This window comes from Gluconobacter thailandicus F149-1 = NBRC 100600 (genome assembly GCF_000964465.1).
GTDB classification, from domain to species: domain Bacteria; phylum Pseudomonadota; class Alphaproteobacteria; order Acetobacterales; family Acetobacteraceae; genus Gluconobacter; species Gluconobacter thailandicus.
In genome coordinates this window covers 90,516-116,595 of record NZ_BANH01000002.1, presented here as the reverse complement: position 1 = coordinate 116,595, position 26,080 = coordinate 90,516, and the positions used below count along the sequence as shown (strand labels likewise).

Genomic DNA, 26,080 nt, shown 5'->3' with positions numbered 1-26,080 from the left:
GAAGCCGAAGCCGAAGCCGAAGCCGAAGCCGAAGCCGAAGCCGAGCTGTTTTCAATTCGTGATACGGAAGAGGTGCTGGCGCTTCAGGATGCGAATCAGCATCTCTGTGCGTCTGTAAAACATCTTGATGCAGAGAATGAATTTCTGCGCGCTGAACTAAAGGAAATTCTCGAAGAACTTCAGCTTCTGAGAAATCTTCTCCCAGTCTGAATCAGATGCCCTTGCGGTGATGGCGTTACGCTGCTAAACCACCGCAACCGCAGGACAAACGGGCAGTAGCGCAGCCTGGTAGCGCACCAGTCTGGGGGACTGGGGGTCGTGGGTTCGAATCCCGCCTGCCCGACCAGTCCTGCGGTAATTTCCAAAAAATTTGGTTTGGTAAAAGGCCTAAGAGGCCTTTTTTCCGTCTGTGCGCTCTTCGGTCCAGAGCGTCCACAGCAGATGTAGTGCGGCCATGATCGCCGGTCCAAGGAATAGGCCCAGAAGGCCCCAGGTTTCTGCTCCTCCAAGAATGCCGAGCAGAACCCATAGGAAAGGCATCTTGGTGCTACCTCCAATCAGAACAGGGCGAACGAAGTGATCCGCCACAAAGATCACGACGGATCCCAGAGCCATGACGACGATTGCGCCAATCATGCTGCTCTTGGCGAGGAGTAACAGGGCCACCAGACCCACAGTAGGCCAAGCCAGAAACGGGATCATCGCTGCCACTGCCGTCAGCATGGCAAACAGAAGCGGCTGTGGTGCACCTGTCAGCATGTAGGCCATACCCATAATGGCGCCTTCTCCCAGTCCCACCAGGACCAGTCCTGCAAGCGTTCCATGGACGGAAGAGATCATCTGTTTGGCCAGACTTTCTCCTTGCGCCCCGAATAGACGGTGGGAGCCCACAAGACCCTTGCGAATAACGTAGTCGCCATCCTTGAGCAGGAAGAACAGCGTCAGCAGAGAGAACGCGAAGAGCGTCCCGCGGCGGGCAACCTGTGAGCCGACCTGCTTCGTCATCTGCATACCATGCCCAACATCGACGGAATGAAGCAGGTGTGACAGGCGCTGCGGGCTTGTCATGTGGTTCTGCCACCAGGTCGTGGCCTGAGACGCAATGAACGGAAGATGCGGAACCCATTCAGGCATCGGGATGCCATTATTGCGGACGTCATCAATCCATTCGAGGGCACTTCTGATTTCGTCAGCAAGCTTCACCCCCACGAGCGAGACGGGCACGAGGAAAATCAGCGCTACGACGAGGGTGAAGATCATTGGAAGCCAGTCGCTTCGGCCAAAACGTCGCTCGGCCCGTTGATATAGAGGCCAAAGCGAAATGGCGAAAACGCAACCCCATAGCAGAGCCGGCAGAAAGCTCTTGAGCGTGTAGAGACCGATAGCGACAAAAAAGAGCGCCAGAAATCCGCGAGCCCGCCGCTGGATGGTTCCGGTGGAGTCAGACGCTTCTACCGGGATGGCTTCAGGGGAGCGAGGAGGGAGCTGGTCGATCATGGGGATCCTGAAAATGGAAGCCTGCAGAAAAGATAGCGATGGCTACCTGCGTCAGACAGGTCTGACCTGCAGGCTCCGGAAAACACTATGACTGTCAGTTGAACAGAGAGCATCCGGATTGAATGGTGAGCCCAACGGCCTGTTGAGAGAATTGTTGCCGGTAAGCAGCCTGAATTGCACGAAGATTATGTTGCAGGTTCTTATCAGCCGGGACAACGACCCAGAGAATACGGGACGGCTCTCGGGCAACAATATGCGTGACAGTGTTCATCCACTGACCGTCAGCATTGAAAACGGTCAGACCGCTCGGAAAACGTGGCGTGATCTCTTTCGCCACGAAATCCTGCCATTCGCTATCTGTGATCGGTAGGCCACCTGGACGGGTCTGCCCGAACATCATCCGGATCTGCAAAGTATCCTGAGCACGCATTTCTCGGCAGAGATCAGGCGTAACGCTCACGGGCACAACGCATCCTCCCAGAAGAGGAAGGGTGAGCAAAAGGGTGGCAAGGCCAAGGTTTCTCATGATGTTTTTCGTGTCAGAGCATTTTGAAGAATGAGGCTCTCACCGGGCGTGAAAAGTCCACGTCTGATGAAAAGGTCAATCAGAACAAGATTGACGTTGAACTTGAAATCATCCGTGTCCCGAACGCGTGCAAAAACTTCCGTTAGCGGAAGCAGATGGAAGCTCTCGACTTCGCCGTCTTCCGCAATAGGGGTAAAATCCTGAGGCAGCAGCAGGTCGTAGCAATGCAGAATATCTCGCCTAAGCCCCTCAGGACGCTCCATGGCGTATTGAAGGCGGCTGACCGCCTTGGCATGGCGTGCGAGGGTTTCAGGAATTCCAGCCTCTTCCTTGGCTTCCTTAATGACTGTTGTGCGGGGATCCAGACCTGCACTCATGCCGCCGGCCACAAGATGATCCAGCTTCCCTGGGTCCAGTCGCTTGGTCATGCTCCTCCGGGCAATCCACAGCATGGGACCTGAAGGATCTTCGACCAGACCATTCAGATGCACACCTTCGGCAGCAATGCCCAGAACCGGAATAGCGCCCCGATCCACCTGACCAACGACAATGCCAAGGTCGTTTCTCACGTCAAACGGCTCGTCGTGGGAAGCATAAATGCCCTGTTCGGCCAATCTCTGGGAAAGGGGAAAAAGCTCCTGTCCCGAGGCAACTCCAAAGCCAGTCTGACCTTTCAGACCGGATGCCTCCAGACAATCTGCAATTTCAGGGGAGATCCACCCGATCTGCTCCTGTGCGCAGAAAAACGGAAACCTGTTTCCTGGCAGACGGGCGCTATTGCAGGCCTCGATATGGCGAAGAAAATGAGAAAGGGACGAGGATATGGATTTATCAAACACAATGGAAAGTTTCGCATGCGCAGGAGAGATTGCAAAGCGAAGCCTGTCTTTCTCATAGTCCGGCATGTCAAAGAAATACGATTCGACGCCGGAAATGTTGCCACTGGGGCAGCTCTGGCAGAAAATCCGCCCAGAAAATCCTGCTCGCACCTTCTTCTGGGTCGGTGTGGCGCTGGTTCTCCTCCTTGTTGAAAGTGGAACGACTGTCGCAACCCCCTGGGTCTTCAGTCGCATGGTGGCTGCCCTTTCGGAGCATCAGGCACTTCTTGCGATTCCTGTCTGGCTGATCGCGCAATACACGGTCATTCGTGTCGTTGCCGGCATTTCCACTCCATTGCGCGAAATGCTGATTGCCCCCCTTGAGGCCGACCTTCAGCGTCGGGTGGCGCTGGTCGGGCTTGAGCATCTCCATGCCCTGAGCGTGCGATTTCATCTGGATCGCCAGACCGGAGCGCTCACGAGAACTCTTGATCGTGGCTCCGACGCTGTCGGAACATTGCTCAGTCTCGTTCTCTTCAACGTGCTGCCCAATACCATTGAGCTGGCAATGACGCTTTTCGTCATTCTGCGTGTGTTTGACTGGCGATATGTCGCGATTGTTGTCGCCGGCATCGGTGTTTATGCGGCTGTGTCCTATGTCTTCACGCGGATGCGTATGACAGCGCGGCGGGCACGGAATAAAGCCAACAGTCAGGCGCAGTATCAGCTTGTCGACAGTATGCTGAATTTCGAGACTGTCCGCAGTTTTGCCAACAGTCACCAGGAGATCCTGCGGTATGACCGCTCCAGACAGGCTCTGAAAAACGCGGAAATCAGGCTGAAAAGACTAGTCGGTTTTTCCCAGATGGCACGAAGTCTTCTGATTGCCTGCGCAACGACGGCTCTTCTTGGCCTTGCAGCGCATGATATTGTGCTGCATCGGATCGGTGTTGCGCAGTTCGTGCTGATCGGCAGCTATCTTCGTGGTTTGTATAGTTCTGTCGGGGCGCTGAATTATGTGAGTGCCGGTTGGCGCAATGCCCGGGTCGATCTCGAAAACTACCTTGAGCTTCTTGGAACACATTCGGAAATCATTGAAGCGCCTGAGCCTGCTCACCTTCCAGTCAGATTGGCTGATGGCGGCGCTGCAAGGATCACATTTGATCATGTCTCGTTCAGCTACGATCCGGCGCGCCAAATTCTCCATGATATTTCACTGGAAATTCCGGCAGGCACGTCTCTGGCAATCGTGGGGCACACAGGGTCTGGCAAATCTACCATGGGGCGCCTGCTGACACGGGCCTATGATCCGACGTCAGGCGCAATTCGGATTGATGGTCACGATTTGCGGGATGTCGCTCTGGAAGATCTTCAGCGCGTCATCGGTACGGTCCCGCAGGACACTGTTCTGTTCAATACAGGGATTGGGGAAAATATCGCTTATGGAGATCCTGCCGCGCCGGAAGAGGCAGTTCATCTGGCGGCGCAAAAGGCTCAGATTCATGACTTCATCAGCGGACTGCCAGAAAAATATGAAACAGTTGTCGGTGAGCGGGGACTAAAGCTGTCAGGAGGTGAAAAACAGCGTGTGGCCATTGCGCGCGTTCTGCTTAAAGACCCGAGAATTCTGTTGCTGGATGAAGCGACGAGTGCTCTCGATACCTGGACGGAAGCCGCGATACAGCAGGAATTGCAGGAGTTGGCGCAGTCCCGGACGACCGTGATTGTGGCCCATCGTCTTTCAACGGTTCAGGAGGCAGACCAGATCGTTGTTCTGGATGCCGGGCGTATCGTGGAGCGTGGAACTCATCTGGAATTGCTCCGCAAAAATGGTTATTATGCACGAATGTGGTCGGTGCAGGCTGGCGAAACGGTCATGAGGGCTTGACGAAAGTCCTATCGTTCGCCATAAGCCGCGCCTGATTTACGGAACGCGCCGGGCCTCGCTGTCCTGCGTCATCCAGCATCGAGGAAAGTGCTACCATGTCTCGCCGTTGCCAGGTCACGGGCAAGGGCGTGCTGACGGGCAATAACGTCAGCCACGCCAATAACAAGTCCCGCCGTCGTTTTCTCCCGAATCTGCAGGAGACCACGATGATCTCCGATATTCTTGGTTCGTCAGTGCGCATGCGCCTGTCCACCAACGGTATCCGCACGATCGAGCACAATGGTGGGCTGGATTCGTTCCTGCTGGGAACGCCAAACCGCAAGCTTCCTGAAGAAGCTCAGGTCATCAAGCGCCGTATCCTGCGAGTTCAGGAACGCAAGGCTGCACAGACCGCCTGAGGAATCTTTCCGGCCTCGGCCGGTTCATAAAGATTACTCTTGAAAACCATGGCGGTCTGGGTCATTCAGCCGCCACTGGGACAAATCAGGTTCGGCTTTAACGAGCCGCAGCGGAGGTGTTTCAGTTCAGGCTGAAACACCTTTTATTGTTTTTTGGAGGTTCTCCGTGTCCGAAAGCGTTCAGGAAGCCAAATCGGCTCTCTCGAAGATCCGCAACATCGGTATTACCGCGCATATTGACGCCGGTAAGACCACCACGACCGAGCGCATCCTGTACTACACGGGTGTCTCCCATAAGATCGGTGAAGTTCACGACGGTAACACCACCACCGATTACATGGCGCAGGAGCGTGAGCGCGGCATCACCATCACGTCCGCTGCCGTGACGTGTGAGTGGAACGACCACCGCATCAACATCATCGACACCCCGGGCCACATCGACTTCAACATCGAAGTGAACCGTTCGCTCCGCGTGCTCGATGGTGCCATCTTCGTGATTGAAGGTGTGGCAGGCGTGCAGCCGCAGTCCGAGACCAACTGGCGTCTTGCTGACCGCTACAACGTTCCGCGCATCATCTTCATCAACAAGCTCGACCGTACGGGTGCAGACTTCTACTACGCCTTCAGCACGCTGAAGGAGAAGCTGGACATCGTTGCTGTTCCGCTGCAGCTGCCGATCGGTGCCGAAGAAAACTTCGTTGGCGTTGTCGACCTGGTCGAAATGCGCGCCATCGTGTGGGAAGGCGGCGAACTCGGCGCCAAGTTCCACTACGAAGAGATCCCGGCTGACCTGAAGGAAAAGGCTGAGGAAGCTCGCCAGACGCTTCTGGACACGGCACTCGCCATGGATAACGACGCCATGGAAGAGTACTTCGAGAAGGGCGACGTTGACGTTTCAACCCTGAAGAAGTGCATCAAGAAGGGTGCGATTTCCGGCGAATTCCGTCCTGTCATGTGCGGTACGGCGTTCAAGAACAAGGGCGTTCAGCCTCTGCTCGATGCCGTCATCGACTACCTGCCGGCTCCGGATGAAGTCGAAGGCATCCGCATTGCTCCGCCGGAAGGCGAAGAGGTCGACGAGAACTTCCTGCCAATCGTTCCGGTTGATCCGGACGGCAAGTTCGCTGGCCTTGCGTTCAAGATCATCTCTGACAAGTACGGCACGCTGACCTTCGTCCGCGTTTACCGTGGCGTTCTGAACGCTGGCGATACGATCCTGAACACGACGAAGGGTCACAAGGAACGCGTTGGCCGCATGTTCCAGATGCATGCTGACAAGCGTCAGGAAGTGAAGTCCGTTGGTGCGGGTGACATTGCTGCGTTCGTTGGTCTGAAGGACACGGTCACGGGTGACACGCTGGCAGATGCCGCTGATCCGGTGGTCCTGGAGCGTATGCAGTTCCCGGTTCCGGTCATCGACATCTCCGTCGAGCCGAAGACCAAGGATGCCGTCGAAAAGATGACGCTGGCACTGCAGAAGCTGACGGCTGAAGATCCGTCCCTGCACCTGAAGACAGATCAGGAAACGGGTCAGACTATTCTGTCCGGAATGGGTGAGCTTCACCTGGACATCATCGTTGACCGTCTGCGTCGTGAATACGGCGTTGATGCCAACATCGGTGCACCTCAGGTTGCTTATCGTGAGACGATCACGAAGCCGCATGTCGAGACCTATACCCACAAGAAACAGTCGGGTGGTTCGGGCCAGTACGCTGAAGTCAAGATCGAGTTCGCTCCTTCCGACAAGCCGGACGAGATCATCTTCACGAACAAAATCGTCGGCGGTACGGTTCCGAAGGAATACATTCCGGCAGTCGAAAAGGGCATCCGGATGCAGAGCACCACGGGTGTTCTGGCTGGCTTCCCGACGGTGGACTTCCAGTTCACGCTCCTCGACGGTAAGTACCATGACGTTGACTCGTCGGCTCTGGCCTTCGAAATCGCCGCCAAGGCCTGCTTCCGTGAAGGCATGAAGAACGCCGGTCCGGTGATCCTTGAGCCGATCATGGACGTGGAAATCACGACTCCGAACGATCATGTCGGTGACGTCGTGGGCGATCTTAACCGTCGTCGTGGCATCATCCAGAGCCAGGAAACTTCCGGTTCGACCGTGATGATCCGCGCTCAGGTGCCGCTGAAGGAAATGTTCGGCTATATTTCCCATCTGCGTTCTGCAACGAAGGGTCGTGCATCCTTTACCATGCAGTTCCATCACTACGATCCGGTGCCACGTAACGTGGCAGAAGAGATCATGGCGAAGTCTGCCTGATCTTTTTCACTCCGGTGAAAGAAAAAACCCGCCAGAGCAATCTGGCGGGTTTTTTTATTGAATGTCGTTGGGTTTCGTTCTCTGCCTTGCGAGTGCCAGACCATTTCTCGGTCAGTCATTGCCGTTCTTCCAGTAAATCACATGGAAGAAGCAGAGAATTTTTTTTGGATTTTCAACGATTAGGAGATAAGGCGTCGGATTATAGAATCCTGATTGCGGTCGATGGGGTGTGAACTGCATTTGACGCAGGCCGTGCCTGGATGGCTTGATGGTATGCACAATCCATTTTGTCTGTATCTCAGTCGACCGGACGTAGATCGTCTGGCTCCCGTTTTCAGCGGTCGAATTATTGGAGACAATGCGCCATCATTGAAGCCGTGGGGAAGGTATGAGTTTGCAGTTAACGGCCCGGATAATGTGTTAATCTGGACCGGATGGCTAGAATCATCCTTGGGGTAAATGGCTGTGTCTGTGGCGGGAGAGTGTTGCATCACCCGCCACAGAACCCTCAATCAGTGCAGATTATCGGTGCGGCGGATAAAGGCCGCAACATTGTCATGCAACTGCTGAAGCGCTGTCGGGTCCACGTAAACCATGTGGCCAGAAGAATACTGCGCATACTCGATGTTCTTCTGAAGGTTCAGAGGCATCGGCAGGTGCTTCATCTCATAAATGCCTTCGTAATAAGGCGTCGCGAGATCGTAGTAGCCACCGTTCAGCATCACATGCAGGTTGGGGTTCGTCTTGATAGCCATGGCGAGATCGCTCATGACATTTGGGACGCCCTTCGGCTGGTAGCCATGACCCGGCTGGGTATGCTTGTTGTCCCAGTGATCTTCAGGGTTGAACAGGCGATAGGTTTCGTCCGTCCCATACTTCAGTGTGTTGCGCACATAGTCATTGAAGACCGTCACATAGGCAGAACTGATCGCACTGGATTGTGGATCGTAATCCACTTCTTTTGACATTGGATCAAGTGTCGGGCTGGAATAGCGCGTGTCCAGACGACCGGTCGCCATGCCCGTCTTGGCCTGAAGCTGCTGCTCGAACTGGCCACCATTTACGCGGAGGTCTGATCGCAGAATGTAATCGACTGGCAGGCCTGTGTAGTCATGAAGCTTTTCGGCGATAGCCTGTCGTTCGTTTTCAGGCAGGTCGGCCCCTTGGCGAAGTGCCATCGTGTAGTCCGTGACCGCAAAATGCTCGACGTCCTTCAGGAAGGCTTTCAGATCAGCGTGTTGTTGCGGCAGACAATGGTGATACCAAGCGGTGGCGGCATAAGTCGGGAGTGCCAGAACGTACGGGTCATCAACGCCTGGGTTGAACTGCGGACCATCGGCGCTGTTGTCATAGTTCAGGATTTGAGAAAGAAGAATAACGCCGTTGAAATCGATGTTCTCTTCCTGCTCAAGGTCGTTGATGACGACTGCAGAACGCATTGTGCCGTAGCTTTCACCGAACAGATATTTCGGTGAGTTATAACGTTGATACTTCGCCAGGAACTTGGAAATGAAGTGCGTGAACGCTTCACCGTCGCCATCGACGCCCAGGAATTCCTTTGCGGCGTCCTTGCCTGCAATCCGGGAGAAGCCTGTTCCCGGTGCATCAACAAACACGACATCCGAGACATCCAGCAGGGACTGCGGATTGTTGATCAGAGCGTATGGGGCTGCTGGCAGATGCTGGTCGCCTGGCGTGTTAACGCGGCGTGGCCCGAACGTACCCATATGGACCCAGACAGACGCTGAGCCAGGCCCCCCATTATACAGGAAGGTGATCGGGCGTTTGGCGGACGGAACGCCGTCCTTGAAATAGGCGGTGTAGAACATGGACGCGACAGGAGGATTTTTTTCCTCGTCGTCCTTGCCTGCTTCAACCTTGATTCCGCGCTTGGTCAGGACTTCGTTCGAGTCATTATAGCCTGCACCATGCACCAGAATGGTTCCGGCAACAGCCTGATAAGGGATGGTCATGCCATCAACAACGACGGTGCCGCGGGTTACGCTATCGGCGTTCGGGGCGGGAGTGTTCTTGGCTGTCTCAGCGGCAAGAACAGGCGTTGCCATCATGGCAACGCCTAGAAAAAGAGCCTTGCGAAGCATTCAGAAAGGGCTTTCTGCTAATTGTTCTGCCCTTCTCTAAACGCATAGCTGCCTTGCAGACAAGACGTTGTTATAATGTTTCGTTTTTAGCCGAAAGCACGGTTGGCATGCATGACCGCAATGCCAATTTCCCTTAGCAGGTTGAAGTAGCGTTCCAGAGGCTGGAAGATCTCACGATGCTCACGTGCGAAGCCGCTTTCTTCTCCGGCGCCTCCCGGTTCACCAAAATCCAGATTGGCCACGCTGAGTGCGGAAACAGGGAACAGATCATCGAGCAGATCCAGCGAGCGGGGAATATCGAGACAGAGGACCAGATTGGTAATGGAGTCCCGCGTCAGGTTGTTGCGTGGTCCAAAATAAGGGATGCGAGTAGACAACACCCACAGTCTGTCGATCAGGGCGAAGCGGATGGCATGAAGCAGCTTTTCGCGCGGCTCCATCTGCGGTGCTTCTGGCCAGGCAGCTCGCAGGGCAATGTGATCCGTCTGGATTCGGCGGAACATCGCTGGGGCGCTTGTCCAGAATTGCAGGACTTCGAGACCATGTGAGATGGTGAGGAAATTTTGACGTTCTTCCTCATCATGAGCCTTTGAAGCGCGATCCAGCCAAGTGCCAGGATCAAGCTGCCGCACGGTCGCGCGAAGAACTTCCAGATCCGAATGGGCAAGAGCCTGCCGCGCAAAATCCATAGCCTCGCGGAAACGGGGCGAACTGTTCACGAAATGCTCGAATGTCTCCGGATGGCGCTGCGCAGCATTGCCCAGGCCGTGCAGGACATTTGCCCACCAGCCGAGCTGCTGAAGGATTGCGTTATTCGGAATGGCCCGGAGCTGGCTTGGATGCGTGATCCGCGTCACAGTAGCTGCGTCCGATTGGCGCGCTGAAGGGCGGGATCCTGTCTTGTCGATAAGGGACGGCCCAAACGCGCTCAAGAGCGCTGCATAACCGGGATCATTGACGAGCGCGCCCATATCGAGAGCAATTGTGGAGAAAAAGTCGGCAGCAAAGTCCGGACGGTCATAGACCGGATCGTTCACATTGGTCGGAACATGGGCAACATGCTCGGCTAATGTAGCGATGGTGGACGCTGCAATACTGTTCGTTCCGAAAAGCGTATAGCCGTCTCCGCCCTGGAAAGCCGTTTCCACTCGACAGCCGACACCAGCATCGCGGAAGGCAATCCGCGTACGGGCAGGGGAAAAATAATCGAGGCGCTGGCGGAGAGTGAACGGATGGGCGCCGCGGCCAATGCTTTCGCCATGAGTGTCGAAAAGCGTCAGGGAAATGTCTTCGAGATCATGCTCTTTCAGAAGAGCCAGTGTCCGCATTCGCAGGCGTTCGACAAGGTTCGTTGCCGCAAGCTGCCCGACATAACGGCCGGAATCCGAATAGCCAAATTGCAGGGAGAGGCGCCCGTTGGCGCGCAGATAGTTTCGCCAGTGCGGAGAACGGAACGCTTCCTCAAGGATCGTCTCGCCATTTTCTAACGCACTTTCTGTCTCGAAAAGTGGGGAAATCTCGATCTGATGGTCCTGAATGCCGAACAGGCGTGCAAGCCAGAGTGTTGCGAGAAGAGTGTAACCGCTCTCCGTTTCGGCAATCAGGAAGCGGATAGGAGAACCGGAATCAATATGCTTTAGAATCTGCGCCATCGTCATCATCAGACGGGCGGCAGATGCCGGCTCCACAAGGAGCGAACCAAAATCCACATGGCGCGGCGTCAAGTCATCCAGTGCATCATTAATGCGGGACAGAAGAACGCGGCGTCGTGACGGAAGAGCGGGGTCATCTGTGAGGCCAAGACGCGTCCGGGCAACATTGTAGATCTGTGCTGCGTTGAGACGTGTATGAATATGCGCAATGCCCAGGCCATGGCTCATGAAGCCTGCGCGGATCGTGCGTAGATTGAGTATCGCCGAAGCATCGAGGCCCGCTGCGGCATCCCGGAACAGCGGTAAAAGCTCCTGAGCGTCCAGAAGAGCTTTTTCGCGATGCGCGATCAGTGTGTGGGCAAAGTCACGAATAGCTTCAGGTGCAGCATTTTTTCCAGACGGGCAGGCAGCATGCTGTGTTTTGACAGCTTCCATCGCGCGACGAACGCGCATGGCGAGGGCTGAGTCCTGAAGGGTCAGGCTGGCAAGACCAGTCTCAAGACGCTCAAGCTGTGAGAGTTTGAGTTCCAGCCGGATCCGGATCGTGTCCCACCAGCCGATATCGTTTCGTCCGTCTGTATCAAAGCCGACCCAACTTGCCAGAATGACCGGAGCCGGATCGATATGATCGGCCTCGTTCGCCCATCGTGCGGTCATCTTCCCGATAAGTGACGTGCTCAGCTCATCAAGTGCATCCCGGCCACGCAGGATCGCAGCAAGTGCCAGGGATTGTTCATGGGCCAGTGTTGGCGGCGCAGCGCGGCGGTGCGTTGTCAGGCACGGTAACGGCAGTTCAGGATCTGAAGCCCGTTCCGCCAGAAGGGCATAAACATGGTCGGCCAGAGCGAAGGTCGGATGAGCCGTGAAAACTGCGGCGATTGCGGCCTTGGAAAGCGCTTCCGGTGAGGCGGCCTGCTCTACAAGCTTGGCAGCGACCTGTTGCAGCCGGGAAGCAGGATCGGCGTCTTCGAGGCCGACATACTGCCGCAGATGAGCAGCGCGCTGGATGAAATGTTCATCGCGCAATGCCCGGACTGTCTGTTCCAGCTCCTCGATTTTCTCGCCTTTGCTGACCGACAGATCCTCACCAATAGAGGCAATCAGATCACCCAGACCATTACGCTCCTGAATGAGGTGCGTGGTCATGGTGTCGATGCGTGCGGAAAGGGATGTGTCGTGCCGGGAGGCGCAGTCAGACATCGGGAGCAGTCTCGCTTCTGCGGAAGGTAAATTGAAAACGGGCAAGTTATGTTCCATGCCCGGCCTGCAAGCGCAACCTTGTTGCGGGCGCGACAGGGCGTACGGATGATGCTATCGGAGCGTACATGCATCCGGATATGAAGAAAGATGTCAGTCAGGCCAGTGCACAACGGGCCGCTTCGCCCCCGAGACTGGCCGGGGCTCTCCTCATTGGTATGGGCGCACTCGCGACAGGAACAACCTATCTTGCCGCGCATCATGTCTACGATGAGAGCTGGGCCCTCAATATTCTTCGCGCCGGTTCAAGGGCCGGTGTTGTAGGCGGTCTGGCAGACTGGTTTGCTGTGACGGCGCTGTTCCGTCATCCGCTGGGTCTTCCCATTCCGCACACGGCCATCCTGTCACGTCAGAAAGTCCGTCTGGGGCAGGCGCTCGGAAAATTTGTTTCCGGTCAGTTTTTCACGGACGCCGACGTTCATCGCGCCCTTTCAAAAATTGACCTTCCTGGCCTCATTGCAGACGCCCTCAGCGAGTCTTCGACCCGTCTCACGCTGGTGGCTACCCTGCGCGCAAGTATCCCCAGTCTTTTCGATCGCCTTGAAGACGGGCGAGCAAGTGCCGCTCTGTCCCGGGCATTGCCTGTCCTTCTGAATGGCGAGGAAATGGCGCCACTGGTCTCGCGTGCCATGCGGGCCATGGTCGACAGCGAAATGCATCAGGAGGTCCTGTCTTTCCTGCTGGCGAAGCTCAAGATGACTGTGGCGGCAAAAGAGGGTGACCTGCGGCAGTTCGTTGAAGAGCGCGTCCGGGAGCAGGGGGGGCGTTTTATTGGATGGGCCATTGGCGGATCTGTTGCCAATCGTGTTCTGACGGCTCTTCAGGCTGAAATCGAACGCATCGATCCGATGGATTCGGACATTCGGCATGGTTTTACGGCATGGGTGCGGGCAGAAATCGACCGCATGGAAACAGATCCGGAGCGCCGACAGGATATGACGCAGGCCATCGGGTCGGTCCTGACCCATTCCAGCCTGAAAGCCTGGAGTGGGGAGCTCTGGGATCGGGTCCGTCGTATGGCGGAACAGGATTGTACAAAGGAAGATGGCTGGAGCGCATCGGTTCTCGATACTGCCATCGTGGGTCTGGCCAGTTCCATGCGTGAAAATGACGCCCTGCGAGAGCGCATCAATCAGGCTGTAGAGCGGATGGTGTCGAGGCTGCTTCCCGGTGTGCGGGACAAGCTGGCCGGGTTTATCGCGAATGTCATGGCGGGTTGGGACGGTGACGACCTCGCGCAGCGTCTGGAGGCCCGCGTGGGCCGTGACCTCGCGTATATCCGAGTCAACGGAACGGTCGTCGGCTTTCTGGCGGGAGCTGGCCTTGATGCCATTTCCCGTCTGTTTTTCGGTGTCTGAGAGGCTTATACCTTTTCCGGACATCACAAACTTCTTGACCTTTGTGACAGCATGGGTCATCTGGAACCTAATCAGGACTTCCTAAGTCTTGAATGAATGCAATGTGAGTGTGCAAGCGATGCTGAGGCTCTCCAAACTGGCTGATTATGCTACCGTCCTCCTGGTCCATCTCGGGCAGCATGAGGGTCTGGCAACAGCGGCCGCTCTGGCCGGAGAGACGGGTGTCCCTGAGCCTACCGTTGCGAAGCTTCTGAAGGGACTGGCCTCAAGCGGGCTGGTCATTTCCCATCGTGGAGCTCGTGGCGGCTATCGCCTCTCCCGAACGCTGGATGAAATTACGATCGCCACGGTCATTGCCGTTGTCGACGGTCCGATTTCGATTACGGCCTGCTGTGACGGGCGCGAGTGCGAACACAGTTCCCTGTGCGGCCTCTCGGGTCAGTGGGACATGGTGAACGACGCCATCCTGCGAACGCTCAATGGCATTACCCTTGCGGATATGGACAGACATTCCGCCCTGCATAGCGGGAAGGTTTCCAGGGAGCCTTCTCTCGACACAACCGGCACCGCGGCTATGCCCGTAGCGGATCCGGTGAACTGAGGACACGAGACGATGCCAGCCGTGACGGAGACCCGCGAGACAGTCGAAAAGCTCGCGAAGTCCAGCTACGAGTGGGGCTTCGAGACCGATATCGAGATGGATATCGCTCCCAAAGGCCTGAATGAAGAGACAGTCCGCCTCATTTCCGCGCGCAAGGAAGAGCCTGAATGGATGCTGGAATGGCGTCTGAAGGCTTTCCGCATGTGGCTGGAAATGAAAGAGCCGGAATGGGCCAAGGTCAGCCATCCGCCGATCGACTATCAGGATGCTCATTATTTCGCCCAGCCGAAAAAGAAGCCTGGTCCGAAGAGCCTGGATGAAGTTGATCCAGAGCTACTGAAAACTTACGCGAAACTCGGAATCCCCCTCCACGAGCAGGCTCTGCTGGCTGGTGTCGAGGGCGCGGAAGAGCAGAAGCGTATGCCGGTTGCAGTGGATGCGGTGTTCGATAGCGTGTCCGTGGCGACGACGTTTCGTAAAACGCTGGAAGAGGCAGGGGTTATCTTTTGCCCGATTTCCGAAGCCATTCGCGAACATTCGGATCTGGTCAGGCAGTACCTTGGTTCGGTCGTTCCTGCAGGTGATAACTTCTTTGCCGCGCTGAACTCCGCTGTCTTTACGGACGGGTCTTTCGTGTACGTGCCCAAGGGCGTGCGGTGCCCGATGGAGCTGTCTACGTATTTCCGCATCAATGCGCGCAATACCGGGCAGTTCGAACGGACTCTCATCATCGTCGAAGAGCGGGCCAGTGTTTCCTATCTTGAAGGCTGCACCGCTCCTCAGCGTGATGAAAACCAGCTTCATGCTGCCGTTGTCGAGCTGATCGCGATGGATGACGCCTCTATCAAGTATTCCACGGTCCAGAACTGGTATCCGGGGGATGATGAAGGGCGTGGTGGCATCTATAATTTCGTGACCAAGCGCGGCGCCTGCCGTGGCGCACGCTCAAAGATTTCCTGGACGCAGGTTGAGACAGGGTCTTCCATCACGTGGAAATATCCGTCCTGTGTTCTGGCGGGTGAAGGATCGGTTGGCGAGTTCTACTCCGTCGCCGTGACCAATAATCATCAGCAGGCCGATACGGGTACGAAGATGATCCATCTGGCGCCGAATACGCGCTCGACCATCATCGCCAAGACCATTTCCGCCGGTAAGTCGGACAGTACATATCGCGGTCTCGTTCGCATGCAGCCGAAGGCTCGCAATGCGCGCAACTTCACGCAGTGCGATAGCCTCCTGATCGGCGACCAGTGTGGTGCACATACCGTGCCTTACATTGAAAGCCGGAACATGACGGCGCGTATCGAGCACGAAGCGACGACGTCAAAGATTTCCGAAGACCAGCTTTTCTACTGCCGCTCCCGTGGACTGTCTGAAGAAGACGCGGTTGGTCTGATCGTCAATGGATTTTGCCGCGAGGTGCTCAAGGAGCTGCCGATGGAGTTCGCGGTCGAGGCTCAGAAGCTGCTGCAGATCAGCCTCGAAGGAAGTGTGGGTTAAGACATGAGTGATTTTCTGAAAATCCAGGGTCTCGAGGCCCGCATTGATGCCGATGGTACGCCGAAGGAGATCCTCAAGGGGATCGATCTCGAAATTCCCAAGGGCGAAATCCACGCTATCATGGGCCCAAATGGCTCTGGCAAGTCCACGCTGTCTTATGTGCTGTCCGGCCGTGAAGACTACGAAGTGACTGGCGGCAGCGCGACCTTCAAGGGGGAAGATCTGCTGGCGCTGGAACCCGAAGAGCGTGCCGCGCTGGGCGTGTTTCTGGCCTTTCAGTCCCCGGTTGAGCTTCCGGGCGTGAACAACGCAAATTTCCTGCGTACGGCCGTGAATGCAGTGCGCCGGGCACGTGATGAAGAAGAGCTGGACGCGGTTGCTTTCCTGAAGGCCGTCCGTGCAGAGACAAAGCGTCTTTCCATGTCGGACGAGATGCTGAAGCGTGCTGTCAATGTGGGCTTCTCGGGTGGTGAAAAGAAGCGCAACGAAGTGCTTCAGATGCGCCTGTTGCAGCCGTCTTTCGCCATTCTTGACGAGACGGATAGTGGGCTGGACATTGATGCGCTGCGTATTGTTGCGGATGGCGTAAACTCGCTGCGTGGCCCGGATTTCTCCGCTCTGGTCATTACCCATCATCAGCGTCTGCTCGACTATATCGTGCCAGACCGTGTGCATGTGATGGCCAAGGGCAAGATCATTTATAGCGGCGGTCCGGAAGTAGCGAAAACGCTTGAGAAGCAGGGTTATACGCAGTTCCTCGAGGCGGCAGCGTGAGCGTAGAGACGACGGTTCAGACCTCTCCAGGACTGGAGGCTTTTGTCGGGCGTGCCGCAGGGCACGGAACAGCGCTGGCAGCCATGGGTATTCCGACGCGTCGTGCTGAGGCGTGGCGTTATACGCCGCTGCGCGCATTTGCCGACACAGTCTGGGCTGAGGCTCCCGCTCTTTCGGACGCACAGGTGCAGGCTTTGCTTGCTGATCTTCCACTTCCGGAAGCTGGAAGCCGTGTGGTTTTCGCTAATGGTCGTAAGTTCGATGTACTTGATAGCCTCTCTGAGAGTATCTTGGTAAGCGCAGCAGAACCAGTGGACCCGATTGAAGACCGTTTCTCGGCGGTGCTGAATGCTGCCCTGGCGCAGGATGGACTGTCTGTCCGGGTGGCTGCAGGCACGGATGCCGGGATGCTGACACTGGCGTCCTTGACGTCAGGGGATGCTGTTTCCACGCATCTCCGGCATCGGATCGTGCTCGAAGAAGGCGCATCCCTGACACTCTACGATCTCAATGCGGGAGAAGGACGCTATGTCGCTAATCCGCGCTTTGACATTGTCGTGGGTAAGGGCGCGCGGTTAACGCACGTTAAGCTGCAACAGGACAGTCAGACGGCAGGGCATCTTGCCATCATCGCGGCTTCTGTGGACGCTGGTGGCAACTACGACAGTTTCACGCTGAACCATGGTGGCGAACTGGCGCGTCATGAGGTTGTTTCGACTCTTAACGCACCTCATGCGCAGGTGCATGTGAATGGGATTCAGATCGTCGATGGCAACCGCCTGAACGATCTGACGTCGATGATTCATCACGCTGCGCCGGATTGCGGATCGCGTCAGACAGTCAAGACCGTGTTGTCCGAAAACGGGCAGGGCGTATTCCAGGGCAAGATCCTCGTGGATCGGATTGCTCAGAAGACTGATGGCTACCAGATGAATCAGGCGCTTCTTCTTTCAGAGAAGGCACAGATCAACAGTAAGCCTGAGCTGGAAATCTACGCGGATGACGTAAAGTGCAGCCACGGCGCAACGGTGGGGGCACTGGACGACGAGCAGCTTTTTTATCTGCGGTCTCGCGGTATTCCGGAAGCTGAAGCACGCGACATTCTGGTCCGGGCCTTTTTGCTGGATGCATTGGATCTGGTGACGGATGAAATCTTGCGTGATCTGCTGCAAAGGAGCATCCGCGCATGACCCCGGCGGTGCGTTCGCAGTTTCCGATTCTGGCCGAGCAGGTGCATGGACGCCCGCTCGTATTTCTCGACACTGCCGCTTCAGCGCAGAAGCCTGAGCGCGTGATCGAGGCCATGCGTGATGCGGCGTATCATCAGTACGCCAATATCCATCGTGGCCTTCACTGGATGAGCGAGCGCACGACGGAAGCCTATGAAAGCACGCGTGATACGGTCGTACGGCTTCTGAATGCGCCGGATCGGCATGAAGTCGTTTTCACGCGAAACAGCACCGAAGCCATCAATCTGGTGGCCCATAGTCTCGGTTCACTCTTGAAGCCTGGGCAGGTCGTCCTGATTTCTGAGCTGGAGCATCATGCCAATATTGTTCCCTGGCTGATGCTGCGCGATCGCGCAGGGATCGAACTCCGCGTTGCGCCTATGGCGGAGAACGGAGACCTTGATCTGGAAGCTTATGAAGCGCTTCTGGAAGACGGCAATGTGGCTCTGGTTTCCATTACGCACATGTCCAATGTGCTGGGGACAGTCACGCCAGCGAAAAAGCTGGCGGAAATTGCTCACGCTCATGGCGCTCGAATTCTGTTTGATGGATCGCAATCGGTGGTGCATCGCAAGATCGACGTGCAAGACATCGGAGCCGACTTCTTTACCTTCACGGGGCATAAGCTCTACGGGCCCACGGGCATCGGGGTGCTGTGGGGTAGGCGAGAGCTTCTTAATGTTATGCCGCCTTTTTTGGGCGGTGGAGAGATGATCCAGAACGTTTCTTTCGAGCGTGCAACCTGGGCGAGTGTTCCGCATAAATTCGAGGCTGGTACGCCTGCCATTCTGGAAACGATTGGCCTCAAGGCAGCGATCGAATTTGTTGAAGACATTGGTTACGACGCCATTTCTCACCATGAAACTGAACTGACTGCTTATGCTGAGCGGCGGTTAGGTGAAGTGGAAGGGCTTACGGTTCTTGGGGCACCGGAAGTTCGGGGAGGTGTTCTGTCATTCACTATGGACGGAGCGCATCCGCATGATCTGGCGACACTGCTGGACCAACTGGGAATTGCCATTCGGGCGGGTCAACATTGTGCGGAGCCGCTGATCCGTCGCCTCGGTCTTCATGCTACTGCGCGCGCCAGTTTTGGCATTTATACAACGCAGGATGAGATTGACGTTCTGCTGACAGGCCTTGAACGAGCCCGGATGATGCTCACATGAGTGAAGCCATGACCGAAAATCCAGTTGAAGAAACGGCCGTACCTGCACCTGACGGAACAACTCCGGATCAGGATGCTGTTATTGCGGCTATTGCCACGGTCTATGACCCAGAAATCCCGGTCAATATCTACGAACTGGGCCTGATCTATGCCATCGATTTGCACGATGATGGCCGGGTCAATGTAGAAATGACCTTGACTGCGCCCAATTGTCCGAGCGCTCAGGAACTTCCGGAAATGGTGCGTGATGCCATTTCAAAAGTGCCGAACGTGACGAATGCCACGGTGGAAATCGTTTGGGATCCGCCTTGGGATATGAGTCGCATGAGTGATGATGCGCGTCTTGCGCTCAATATGTTCTGATCTGAAAGGGCAAAAACCATGTCCGAAACTCTGACACGGCGACCGCTTCCGGCGCTCATGACGGTATCTGAACGGGCTGCGGAAAGATTGCGTGTCCTCTATGCCGGAGCTCATCAAGGAGAGCTTTTACGGATCGGAGTAGGGACACGGGGCTGTTCAGGCCTGTCCTACGAAATGAATTTCGTGAAAGAACCGGCCGATACTGACGAGCGTGTAGAAGATCAGGGCGTAACCCTGCTGGTGGATCGCAAGGCTACGCTGTTTCTGACCGGAACGGTGATGGACTACGAGGTCAAGGACCTCGAAGCCGGGTTTACGTTCAGGAATCCAAATGAGAAGGGGCGCTGTGGTTGCGGCGAGAGTTTTCACGTTTGATCCGTTTAGGGTCACGTGAAAACACCAGAACCGTCTCTACTTCTGTGGACCATAGGAATTGGTCCACAACAGTCCAGTTCAGCAGGGAATATCCGGCTTCTCTCAGAGCGCGCCCGTCCTTTTCCAGGGCTGCTGGATTGCAACTGATATAGACAATGTCCTTCACGCCAGACTTGGCGAGAGGCATTGTCTGTGCTCCAGCGCCTGCATAAGGCGGGTCCAGAACGACAACACGCGTTGATTTCAGGTCATGCGGAAGAAGGGGCTGGCGCATCAGATCGCGCTGGTAACCTTCAACACGTCGACCACCTGCTGCGGATTTCAGGCAATTGGCCGCAGCCAGTTCACCTTCATATGCCAGCACACGCCCTTTTTCAGAAAGCGGGAACGTGAGCGTTCCGCATCCGGCAAAAAGCTCTACGGTGATGTCTTTCTTGTTGAGGGAAGGAAGTCCTTCGACAGCAGCTTGGACGATTGCGTTTTCAGCATCGCGAGTCGCCTGAAGAAAAGCCGCAGGTGGCGGCGATGTTTCCACGTCCCCGAAGCGTTCCTTGACAGGTTTTGTCTGAGAAACTGTTTCAATCGAGCGATCTTTTGGGTTCTGCCATGAAATTCTTGGCAGTTTGTGCTCTCGACCAAATGCCGCCAGCTTGCTGCGATCAACGCTCGTCAGTTCTGCAGGTGTCGACAATGTCAGGTCTGGCCCACTATCCAGTAGGTTCAGAACCAGGCTGCCCCGTCCGGTCAGCGCACCTAGTGTTCCCAGAACCTCTCGCAGGGGAGAGAGAAGCGCAAAGAGCTCTGGGTGGAGCAGGTGGCATTCCGTCATATCGACGGGGTCACCGTTCCGGCGATGCAGCCCAAGAATAATCCCGCCAGGAATACGTTGAACCGCGAGATCCATCCGTCGACGAGTGTAAGGCGCTGTCTGGTACTGCTTGGGAAGAGCAATATTCTCGAATCCTGCTGCATCCAGAGCAGCAGAAACGCGGGCTGTCTTCCACTCCAGCAAAGCAGGGAGCGACATTTCCTGAATCGCACATCCACCACACTCACCGAAGAGGCTGCATGGTGGCGTGACGCGGTCTGGTGAAGGGCTCGTAACTTCAATCAGTTCAGGGCGAGTTCCTGAAAAACGAGCAAGCACCTCTTCTCCTGGCAATGTGCCAGGAAGAAAAAGAACATGCCCATCATAACGGGCGAAGCCGTCACCTGCGGCGCCGAGACCTTCAATCCGGAGGGGAAAAGCTCCGGTTCCCGGGTTATTCATCACCGTAATGACGTGCATCGTGCTGAACAGGGAGCGTCAGATCGGTCTCTCCAGAAACTACCATCCGGCGTCGACGGGGAACCAGCATGAAGGCGGGGGTGTCTCCACCAAATCCCGTCTTCGGAGCATCGTTTTCGAAGGCAGGTGCAAGTTCAACAGACTTGCGGTCCTGAACGGGCTGGAGAGCTGATGTTTCCTCAATGATGGTAACACCTGTTTCCGTAGCATCGTCACGACCGTTGCGGTTCCGCTTTCGTCCCCCGCGACGACGCTTTCTGCGCTGTCCTTCTGATTCGTCTTCATTAGTCGATTCGGCAGGAGCGGTCTGCTGTGCGGGAAGAGCCTGTTTCGGTGCCATGATCGGGCGACCGTTTTCGTCTTCCTGAGCCCAATCCACGGAATGAATTTCCGGGAATTCAAGGCGCGCAATGACTTTACCCGTCAGCGTCTCAATGGCTTCCAGCAGGCGGCGGTCGCGGGGACCGGCAATGCTGAATGCATGGCCGTGCTTACCTGCGCGGCCTGTACGGCCAATACGGTGCACATAGTCTTCAGCATTGAACGGAAGATCGAAATTGAAAACGTGAGACAGGCCGCCAATATCGATTCCGCGTGCGGCGACATCAGAGCAGACCAAAATCTTCAGTTCGCCAGACTTAAAGCTATCCAGCGTTGAGAAACGCAATGACTGCGCCAGATCGCCATGAAGATGACCAGCCGCAAAACCATGTTTCGTCAGGTAGCGCTGAAGCATATCCACATCGCGCTTGCGATTGCAGAACACGATGGCGCTCTGAACATCCTGGGACCGCAGCAGCTTGCGGAGAGCACGACGCTTTTCGTCTTCTTCGACGACAATCAGGCCTTCTTCAATCGTGGTTGCGACGGAAGAGGGGCGCGAAACTGTGATCTGCACCGGATTGCTCAGGAACGCATCCGCGAGGCGGCGGATTTCAGGGGCCATCGTTGCCGAGAAGAAGAGTGTCTGGCGATTTCTGGGCAGCAGACTGACAATTTTTTCAATGTCAGGGATGAAGCCCATGTCCAGCATACGGTCAGCTTCGTCGATGACGAGGGTGCTGGTCTGTGTCAGGAGGATTCCACCACGGCCGAACAGGTCAAGAAGACGACCAGGCGTAGCAATCAGGACATCTACGCCGCGATTCAGAACTTCTCTTTGCTCAGCCATGCTTTCGCCACCAATCAGTAGCGCATGGGTCAGGCGAAGATACTTGCCATAGAGCTTGAAGTTATCTGCAACCTGCAGGGCAAGTTCCCGCGTTGGCTCCAGAATGAGCGAACGCGGCATTCTTGCGCGAGCGCGGGAGCCTGAGAGTTTCTCAAGCATTGGCAGGGTGAAGGACGCCGTCTTTCCGGTGCCCGTCTGGGCAACGCCCAGCACATCATGGCCTTTCAGAACTTCAGGAATGGCCTGAGCCTGAATAGGTGTCGGGTGTTCGTAGCCCAGTTCCTGAATAGCCCGCATGATGGGTTCTGCAAGACCCAAATCCGCAAAGCGCGGTTGATCGGCAGAAGTCTCCGACGTTTCAGGCGCAACTGGTGCTTCTGTCGTTTTCGTTTCGACTTCCACGATTGCTGCAACTTCTGTCACAGGTGCTTCTGCAGGCACTTCAACCGGAAGAGGATTTTTTCTCGGCCGTCCACGGCGTGAGGGTGGCTTAGGCGTCGCTGAAAGGTCAGGTTTTGCCACAGCAGCCGAAGGTGATTCTTCCGCAACTGGCGCGGCTTCAGGGGAAGGCTTTGGCTTCCGTCCACGTTTCTTGGGCGCTGAGGGAGCGACGTCTGCTGCTACGGCTTCAACCGCTGCTTTTGGTTTGCGACCACGGCGTGGCTTGGGGGGCTCAACAGCTACGGGTTCTTCAATAGTCGGAGTGTCCTCAACGGCCGCCTTAGGCTTCCGTCCACGTTTCTTGGGCGCTGAGGGGGCAACGTCTGCTGCTACGGCTTCAACCGCCGCTTTTGGTTTGCGACCACGGCGTGGCTTGGTGGGCTCAACAGCTACGGGTTCTTCAATAGCCGGAGCACCCTCAACGGCTGCCTTCGGTTTCCGTCCACGCTTCTTGGGTGCTGGAGCAACGTTCTCTTCGGCTGTGGATTCGACGGGCGCAGCTTTGGGCTTACGGCCCCGGCGTTTGGGCGTAGGCGCTTCAGCAATGTCTTGTGGAGCAGATTCGGGGAGGTCTTCCGCAACGCTGTCGGCTTTGCGCGTCCGGCGGCGTGACGGGAGAGCGGTTTCAGCCGTAGAATCGTCTGCCTGGATTTTTGTTCGTCTCGTACGGCGCACTGGAGCAGACTCAACAGAATCGGCTTCCACTTCCGGAGCGGTCTTTTCTGCGGCCTTGGCGCGTCGGCGAACCGGCATAGCCGTTTCAGCCCCGGCCTTTGCAGCCGCAGGGCGACGACCTCGCGTCTTTTTTTCTGTAACGACCGGCTGGGAGTCAGCCACATCAGGGCTTTCTGTTTCGGTCGATGAATTCTTGGTTGCCTTCGCACGAACGCCAGCCGGGCGGCCGCGTTTTGCAGGGGCAGAGGTACGGGACTTGGAAGGACCGGAGGTCGTTTTCGCGCTCAAATGACTCTCGAGACTCTCGTTGACGGCACAGACCTGATGGACTGGGCCGGAGTTGAGGGCGGGCACGTGTCCCGCAACTTTAAAGTGGTGCGTTATCGGCTAAACGCTGGAAAAGCAAGCGATACAGCCCATGAAGCGCCATATCGCTACCACAATCACATGCCATGCGCCATGGCTGCAATCAGAATGTTCAGAAGGCCAAGGCCTCCCATCAAAGCAGTCCGGTTCCGCAAGCTGTCAAAAATGGCTGGCTGAGGGCGGAGCGCCCGTCTTGCACGCAGGAAAGGGCCGCGGGCTGTCGTAATGAAAACGATCGCCATTGCGATACCGATCAACTGCATAGCATTGATCGTCCAGTTCACGGCGCCAAAGCCGCCTTCGTGGATCACCAGCGCCCAGCCGCTGATCAGCGAAAACGGTACAACCTGCCAGAGTCCCTTGAAGAACCGGGTATAGTTTTGCAGCAGAACGGATGCGCGTGGCCCGGGATCGAGCAGGCCAACCGTGGAGCGGACGACCAGGGCGGAATAGATGGAGCCACCGATCCAGTAGGTCATGCAGAGAAGGTGGATTGCGAGCACAAGGCTCCAGACAATTGAACCGGTCATTGATCCTCATCATGGTCAAGTGCGTGAAGACGGGGCAGGGAGTATCCCTGACATATCGTCGCCAGGTTACCCGAGGCCATCGTCTGAACGCCATAGGGAACGCGGAAGTGGTCTCTGCTTTCTGTAAATAGTGTGACGACCTCAGGAGAAACAGAGTCGTGTCCTTATACCCACTCGCCCTGCTGACCCCTCAAGAGAGCGATATGATGGATCGTGCTGCCTCGGCTGTGGTTCCCGTTTCGCAACTGATGGAAAACGCGGGCTGGGCTGTGGCGCGCGCCATTCGTAAGCGGTTTGCCCCTTGCCGGGTCGCAGTGGTGTGCGGTCCGGGAAATAATGGCGGGGATGGTTATGTCGCTGCTCGCCTGCTTGCGCAGTGGGGATGGTCAGTGCGTGTGGTGGCAATGGCCGCTCCCCGAGAGGGAAGTCCCGCCCATGAAGCTGCCAGTCACTGGGAAGGTCCGGTCCTACCGTTCGATGTACGTTCTGTTGAAGGGGCGGATATGGTTGTGGATGCCGTTTTTGGTTCCGGTCTCAAGCGACCCGTTCAGGAGGACGTAGCGGCTGTGTTGCAGGCTGTTCCGCTGCGGATTGCCGTTGATATGCCAAGCGGTATTTCCGGACTGACGGGAGCGGTGATGGGGAAGGCACAGTCCTGTGCTCTGACTGTGACGTTTGTTCGCCCCCGTCCGGGACATCTGCTTGAGCCGGGTAAAGGTCTGTGCGGGGAACTGGTTTGTGCAGACATAGGCATGCCCGCAGAGGCATGGCAGGGCCTTGCGCCGAAAATCAGCCTGAACTGGCCTGGACTCTGGACACTCCCTGTTTCCGGGGACGGAGATTACAAGTACCGTCGTGGCGTTGTGAGTGTGTGTGGTGGCACTGTCATGCCTGGGGCGACGCGGTTGGCTGCAAAGGCTGCGCGTCGGACCGGAGCGGGGCTTGTAAGGATTGCAGCAGGTAAGGCGGCGGAAGCATACCGACTCGGTGATCCCGGATTAATTATCGATGACGGACCGTTGTCATCTCTTCTGGAAGATCAGAGGCGAAAAGTCTGGATCTGTGGGCCGGGGTTGACGCCTGACGAAGTAGCCGACGCGTTGCCCGCACTTCTGGATGCCAATCGAACCGTTCTGGCAGATGCGGGTGCGCTTGCGTGGGGCGCTGAAGACCTTTCCCGTTTGAAGGGGGTTGCAGCCATCACGCCGCATATTGGCGAATTCAAAAAACTTTTCGGCCCGGTCGAGGGCAGTCGGCCGGATGCAGCCCTCGCAGCCGCGCGAAAGCTCAATGCCGTTATGGTCATGAAGGGGCCTGATACCATTATTGCTGCCCCTGACGGGCGCATTGCCATCAATGCCCATGCAACATCCGCGCTGGCGACCGCTGGGTCGGGCGATACACTGACTGGTGTCATCGCAACTCTTATGGCGGCCGGGATGGACGTCTGGGAGGCCTGCTGTGCGGGCGTGTGGCTGCATGGAGAAGCAGGAATACAGGCCGCGAAACAACATGGCGGTTGGCCTGTGGCTGAGGATCTGGATCTCCCAATGGGAGCTGCCCGGAGCCGTGCAACGGAGCTTCTCGAGGCGGGTTTAAGCAAAAACCCGGTGGCCTCCCTGTTGTGAAGTAGCGTGTCATGCGCTAAAGGCCGCGCTTCCAAGGTTCGGTAACACGAACCCCGGAGACGGGGCTGAGCGGGCGTGGTGGAATTGGTAGACACGCCAGATTTAGGTTCTGGTGGCGCAAGTCGTGGGGGTTCAAGTCCCTCCGCCCGTACCAACCCGGTTTCCTGAGAAGAGATTTTAACTTACCCGACCGAGAGGATCGCCTG

At 56.5% G+C, this 26,080-nt stretch carries 21 protein-coding genes and 2 tRNA genes; 15 read left to right on the top strand and 8 right to left on the bottom strand.

What is annotated here, in order from left to right:
• The coding region (locus tag B7444_RS16575) for a hypothetical protein (protein ID WP_048855101.1) at positions 1–210 on the top strand (210 nt) is incomplete at its 5' end.
• 59 nt (positions 211–269) lie between these two features.
• Positions 270–346 (top strand) — tRNA-Pro (locus B7444_RS00765).
• A 41-nt stretch (positions 347–387) separates the two neighbouring features.
• On the opposite strand, the gene B7444_RS00760 is transcribed toward B7444_RS00765, so the two are convergent.
• The 3 genes from B7444_RS00760 to B7444_RS00750 form a co-directional block, all read right to left on the bottom strand.
• Positions 388–1,497 carry an AI-2E family transporter gene (locus B7444_RS00760; protein ID WP_007282137.1) on the bottom strand — a complete coding sequence of 370 codons (1,110 nt, stop codon included), beginning with the start codon at positions 1,495–1,497 and terminating at the stop codon, positions 388–390.
• A 94-nt stretch (positions 1,498–1,591) separates the two neighbouring features.
• Positions 1,592–2,023, bottom strand: a complete 432-nt coding sequence (locus tag B7444_RS00755; protein WP_007282136.1) for a DUF3574 domain-containing protein — start codon at positions 2,021–2,023, stop codon at positions 1,592–1,594.
• Positions 2,020–2,928 carry an NUDIX hydrolase gene (locus B7444_RS00750; RefSeq protein WP_007282135.1) on the bottom strand — a complete coding sequence of 303 codons (909 nt, stop codon included), beginning with the start codon at positions 2,926–2,928 and terminating at the stop codon, positions 2,020–2,022. Before B7444_RS00750 ends, B7444_RS00755 begins: the two co-directional genes overlap by 4 nt.
• Between B7444_RS00750 and B7444_RS00745 the strand changes: the two genes are divergently transcribed.
• The 3 genes from B7444_RS00745 to fusA all read left to right on the top strand — a co-directional run bounded on the left by B7444_RS00745 (position 2,927) and on the right by fusA (position 7,396).
• Positions 2,927–4,729: an ABCB family ABC transporter ATP-binding protein/permease gene (locus tag B7444_RS00745; protein ID WP_007282134.1), complete on the top strand. Its 1,803-nt coding sequence runs from the start codon at positions 2,927–2,929 to the stop codon at positions 4,727–4,729. The two genes, B7444_RS00750 and B7444_RS00745, sit on opposite strands and share 2 nt — an antisense overlap.
• Before the next feature lie 95 nt (positions 4,730–4,824).
• Entirely contained in the window at positions 4,825–5,127 is a 303-nt protein-coding gene (gene rpmB, locus B7444_RS00740; RefSeq protein WP_007282133.1) for a 50S ribosomal protein L28, read from the top strand.
• A gap of 166 nt (positions 5,128–5,293) precedes the next feature.
• Positions 5,294–7,396 carry an elongation factor G gene (gene fusA, locus B7444_RS00735; protein ID WP_007282132.1) on the top strand — a complete coding sequence of 701 codons (2,103 nt, stop codon included), beginning with the start codon at positions 5,294–5,296 and terminating at the stop codon, positions 7,394–7,396.
• Positions 7,397–7,908: 512 nt separating this feature from the next.
• Here fusA and B7444_RS00730 read toward each other — a convergent pair.
• Both B7444_RS00730 and B7444_RS00725 read right to left on the bottom strand, forming a co-directional pair.
• Positions 7,909–9,498: a S10 family peptidase gene (locus B7444_RS00730; RefSeq protein WP_007282130.1), complete on the bottom strand. Its 1,590-nt coding sequence runs from the start codon at positions 9,496–9,498 to the stop codon at positions 7,909–7,911.
• Positions 9,499–9,584: 86 nt separating this feature from the next.
• Positions 9,585–12,350, bottom strand: a complete 2,766-nt coding sequence (locus B7444_RS00725; protein WP_231502745.1) for a phosphoenolpyruvate carboxylase — start codon at positions 12,348–12,350, stop codon at positions 9,585–9,587.
• Between the two features lie 125 nt (positions 12,351–12,475).
• Here B7444_RS00725 and B7444_RS00720 point away from each other — a divergent pair, with 125 nt between their 5' ends.
• The 8 genes from B7444_RS00720 (at position 12,476) to B7444_RS00685 (ending at position 19,775) form a co-directional block, all read left to right on the top strand.
• Positions 12,476–13,765, top strand: coding sequence for a DUF445 domain-containing protein (locus B7444_RS00720; RefSeq protein WP_007282128.1), 1,290 nt, complete (start codon positions 12,476–12,478; stop codon positions 13,763–13,765).
• Between the two features lie 118 nt (positions 13,766–13,883).
• Entirely contained in the window at positions 13,884–14,366 is a 483-nt protein-coding gene (locus B7444_RS00715) for an SUF system Fe-S cluster assembly regulator (RefSeq protein WP_007282127.1), read from the top strand.
• Positions 14,367–14,378: 12 nt separating this feature from the next.
• On the top strand, positions 14,379–15,866 hold the full coding sequence (sufB, locus tag B7444_RS00710) for a Fe-S cluster assembly protein SufB (protein ID WP_007282126.1): 1,488 nt from the start codon (positions 14,379–14,381) through the stop codon (positions 15,864–15,866).
• Between the two features lie 3 nt (positions 15,867–15,869).
• Positions 15,870–16,640 carry a Fe-S cluster assembly ATPase SufC gene (gene sufC, locus B7444_RS00705; RefSeq protein WP_007282125.1) on the top strand — a complete coding sequence of 257 codons (771 nt, stop codon included), beginning with the start codon at positions 15,870–15,872 and terminating at the stop codon, positions 16,638–16,640.
• Complete coding sequence (gene sufD, locus B7444_RS00700) at positions 16,637–17,830, top strand: Fe-S cluster assembly protein SufD (RefSeq protein WP_007282124.1); 1,194 nt, start codon at positions 16,637–16,639, stop codon at positions 17,828–17,830. Before sufC ends, sufD begins: the two co-directional genes overlap by 4 nt.
• Positions 17,827–19,038, top strand: a complete 1,212-nt coding sequence (locus B7444_RS00695) for an aminotransferase class V-fold PLP-dependent enzyme (protein ID WP_035729012.1) — start codon at positions 17,827–17,829, stop codon at positions 19,036–19,038. The genes sufD and B7444_RS00695 overlap by 4 nt, the downstream gene beginning before the upstream one ends.
• Positions 19,035–19,400: an SUF system Fe-S cluster assembly protein gene (locus tag B7444_RS00690; protein WP_007282122.1), complete on the top strand. Its 366-nt coding sequence runs from the start codon at positions 19,035–19,037 to the stop codon at positions 19,398–19,400. Before B7444_RS00695 ends, B7444_RS00690 begins: the two co-directional genes overlap by 4 nt.
• 18 nt (positions 19,401–19,418) lie before the next feature.
• Complete coding sequence (locus tag B7444_RS00685; RefSeq protein ID WP_016738230.1) at positions 19,419–19,775, top strand: HesB/IscA family protein; 357 nt, start codon at positions 19,419–19,421, stop codon at positions 19,773–19,775.
• Here the strand turns inward: B7444_RS00685 and B7444_RS00680 are convergent.
• The 3 genes from B7444_RS00680 to B7444_RS00665 all read right to left on the bottom strand — a co-directional run bounded on the left by B7444_RS00680 (position 19,720) and on the right by B7444_RS00665 (position 24,246).
• On the bottom strand, positions 19,720–21,045 hold the full coding sequence (locus B7444_RS00680; RefSeq protein ID WP_015073881.1) for a class I SAM-dependent RNA methyltransferase: 1,326 nt from the start codon (positions 21,043–21,045) through the stop codon (positions 19,720–19,722). The two genes, B7444_RS00685 and B7444_RS00680, sit on opposite strands and share 56 nt — an antisense overlap.
• The gene (locus B7444_RS17400; RefSeq protein WP_306301641.1) at positions 21,038–23,704 is read right to left on the bottom strand and encodes a DEAD/DEAH box helicase; all 2,667 of its coding nucleotides are present in this window, start codon (positions 23,702–23,704) and stop codon (positions 21,038–21,040) included. Before B7444_RS17400 ends, B7444_RS00680 begins: the two co-directional genes overlap by 8 nt.
• 89 nt (positions 23,705–23,793) lie before the next feature.
• The gene (locus B7444_RS00665; protein ID WP_007282118.1) at positions 23,794–24,246 is read right to left on the bottom strand and encodes a hypothetical protein; all 453 of its coding nucleotides are present in this window, start codon (positions 24,244–24,246) and stop codon (positions 23,794–23,796) included.
• A gap of 203 nt (positions 24,247–24,449) precedes the next feature.
• On the opposite strand from B7444_RS00665, the gene B7444_RS00660 reads away from it, so the two are divergent.
• Both B7444_RS00660 and B7444_RS00655 read left to right on the top strand, forming a co-directional pair.
• On the top strand, positions 24,450–25,874 hold the full coding sequence (locus B7444_RS00660) for a bifunctional ADP-dependent NAD(P)H-hydrate dehydratase/NAD(P)H-hydrate epimerase (protein WP_007282117.1): 1,425 nt from the start codon (positions 24,450–24,452) through the stop codon (positions 25,872–25,874).
• A gap of 69 nt (positions 25,875–25,943) precedes the next feature.
• Positions 25,944–26,028, top strand: a tRNA-Leu gene (locus tag B7444_RS00655).
• The last annotated feature ends 52 nt before the right edge of the window (positions 26,029–26,080 follow it).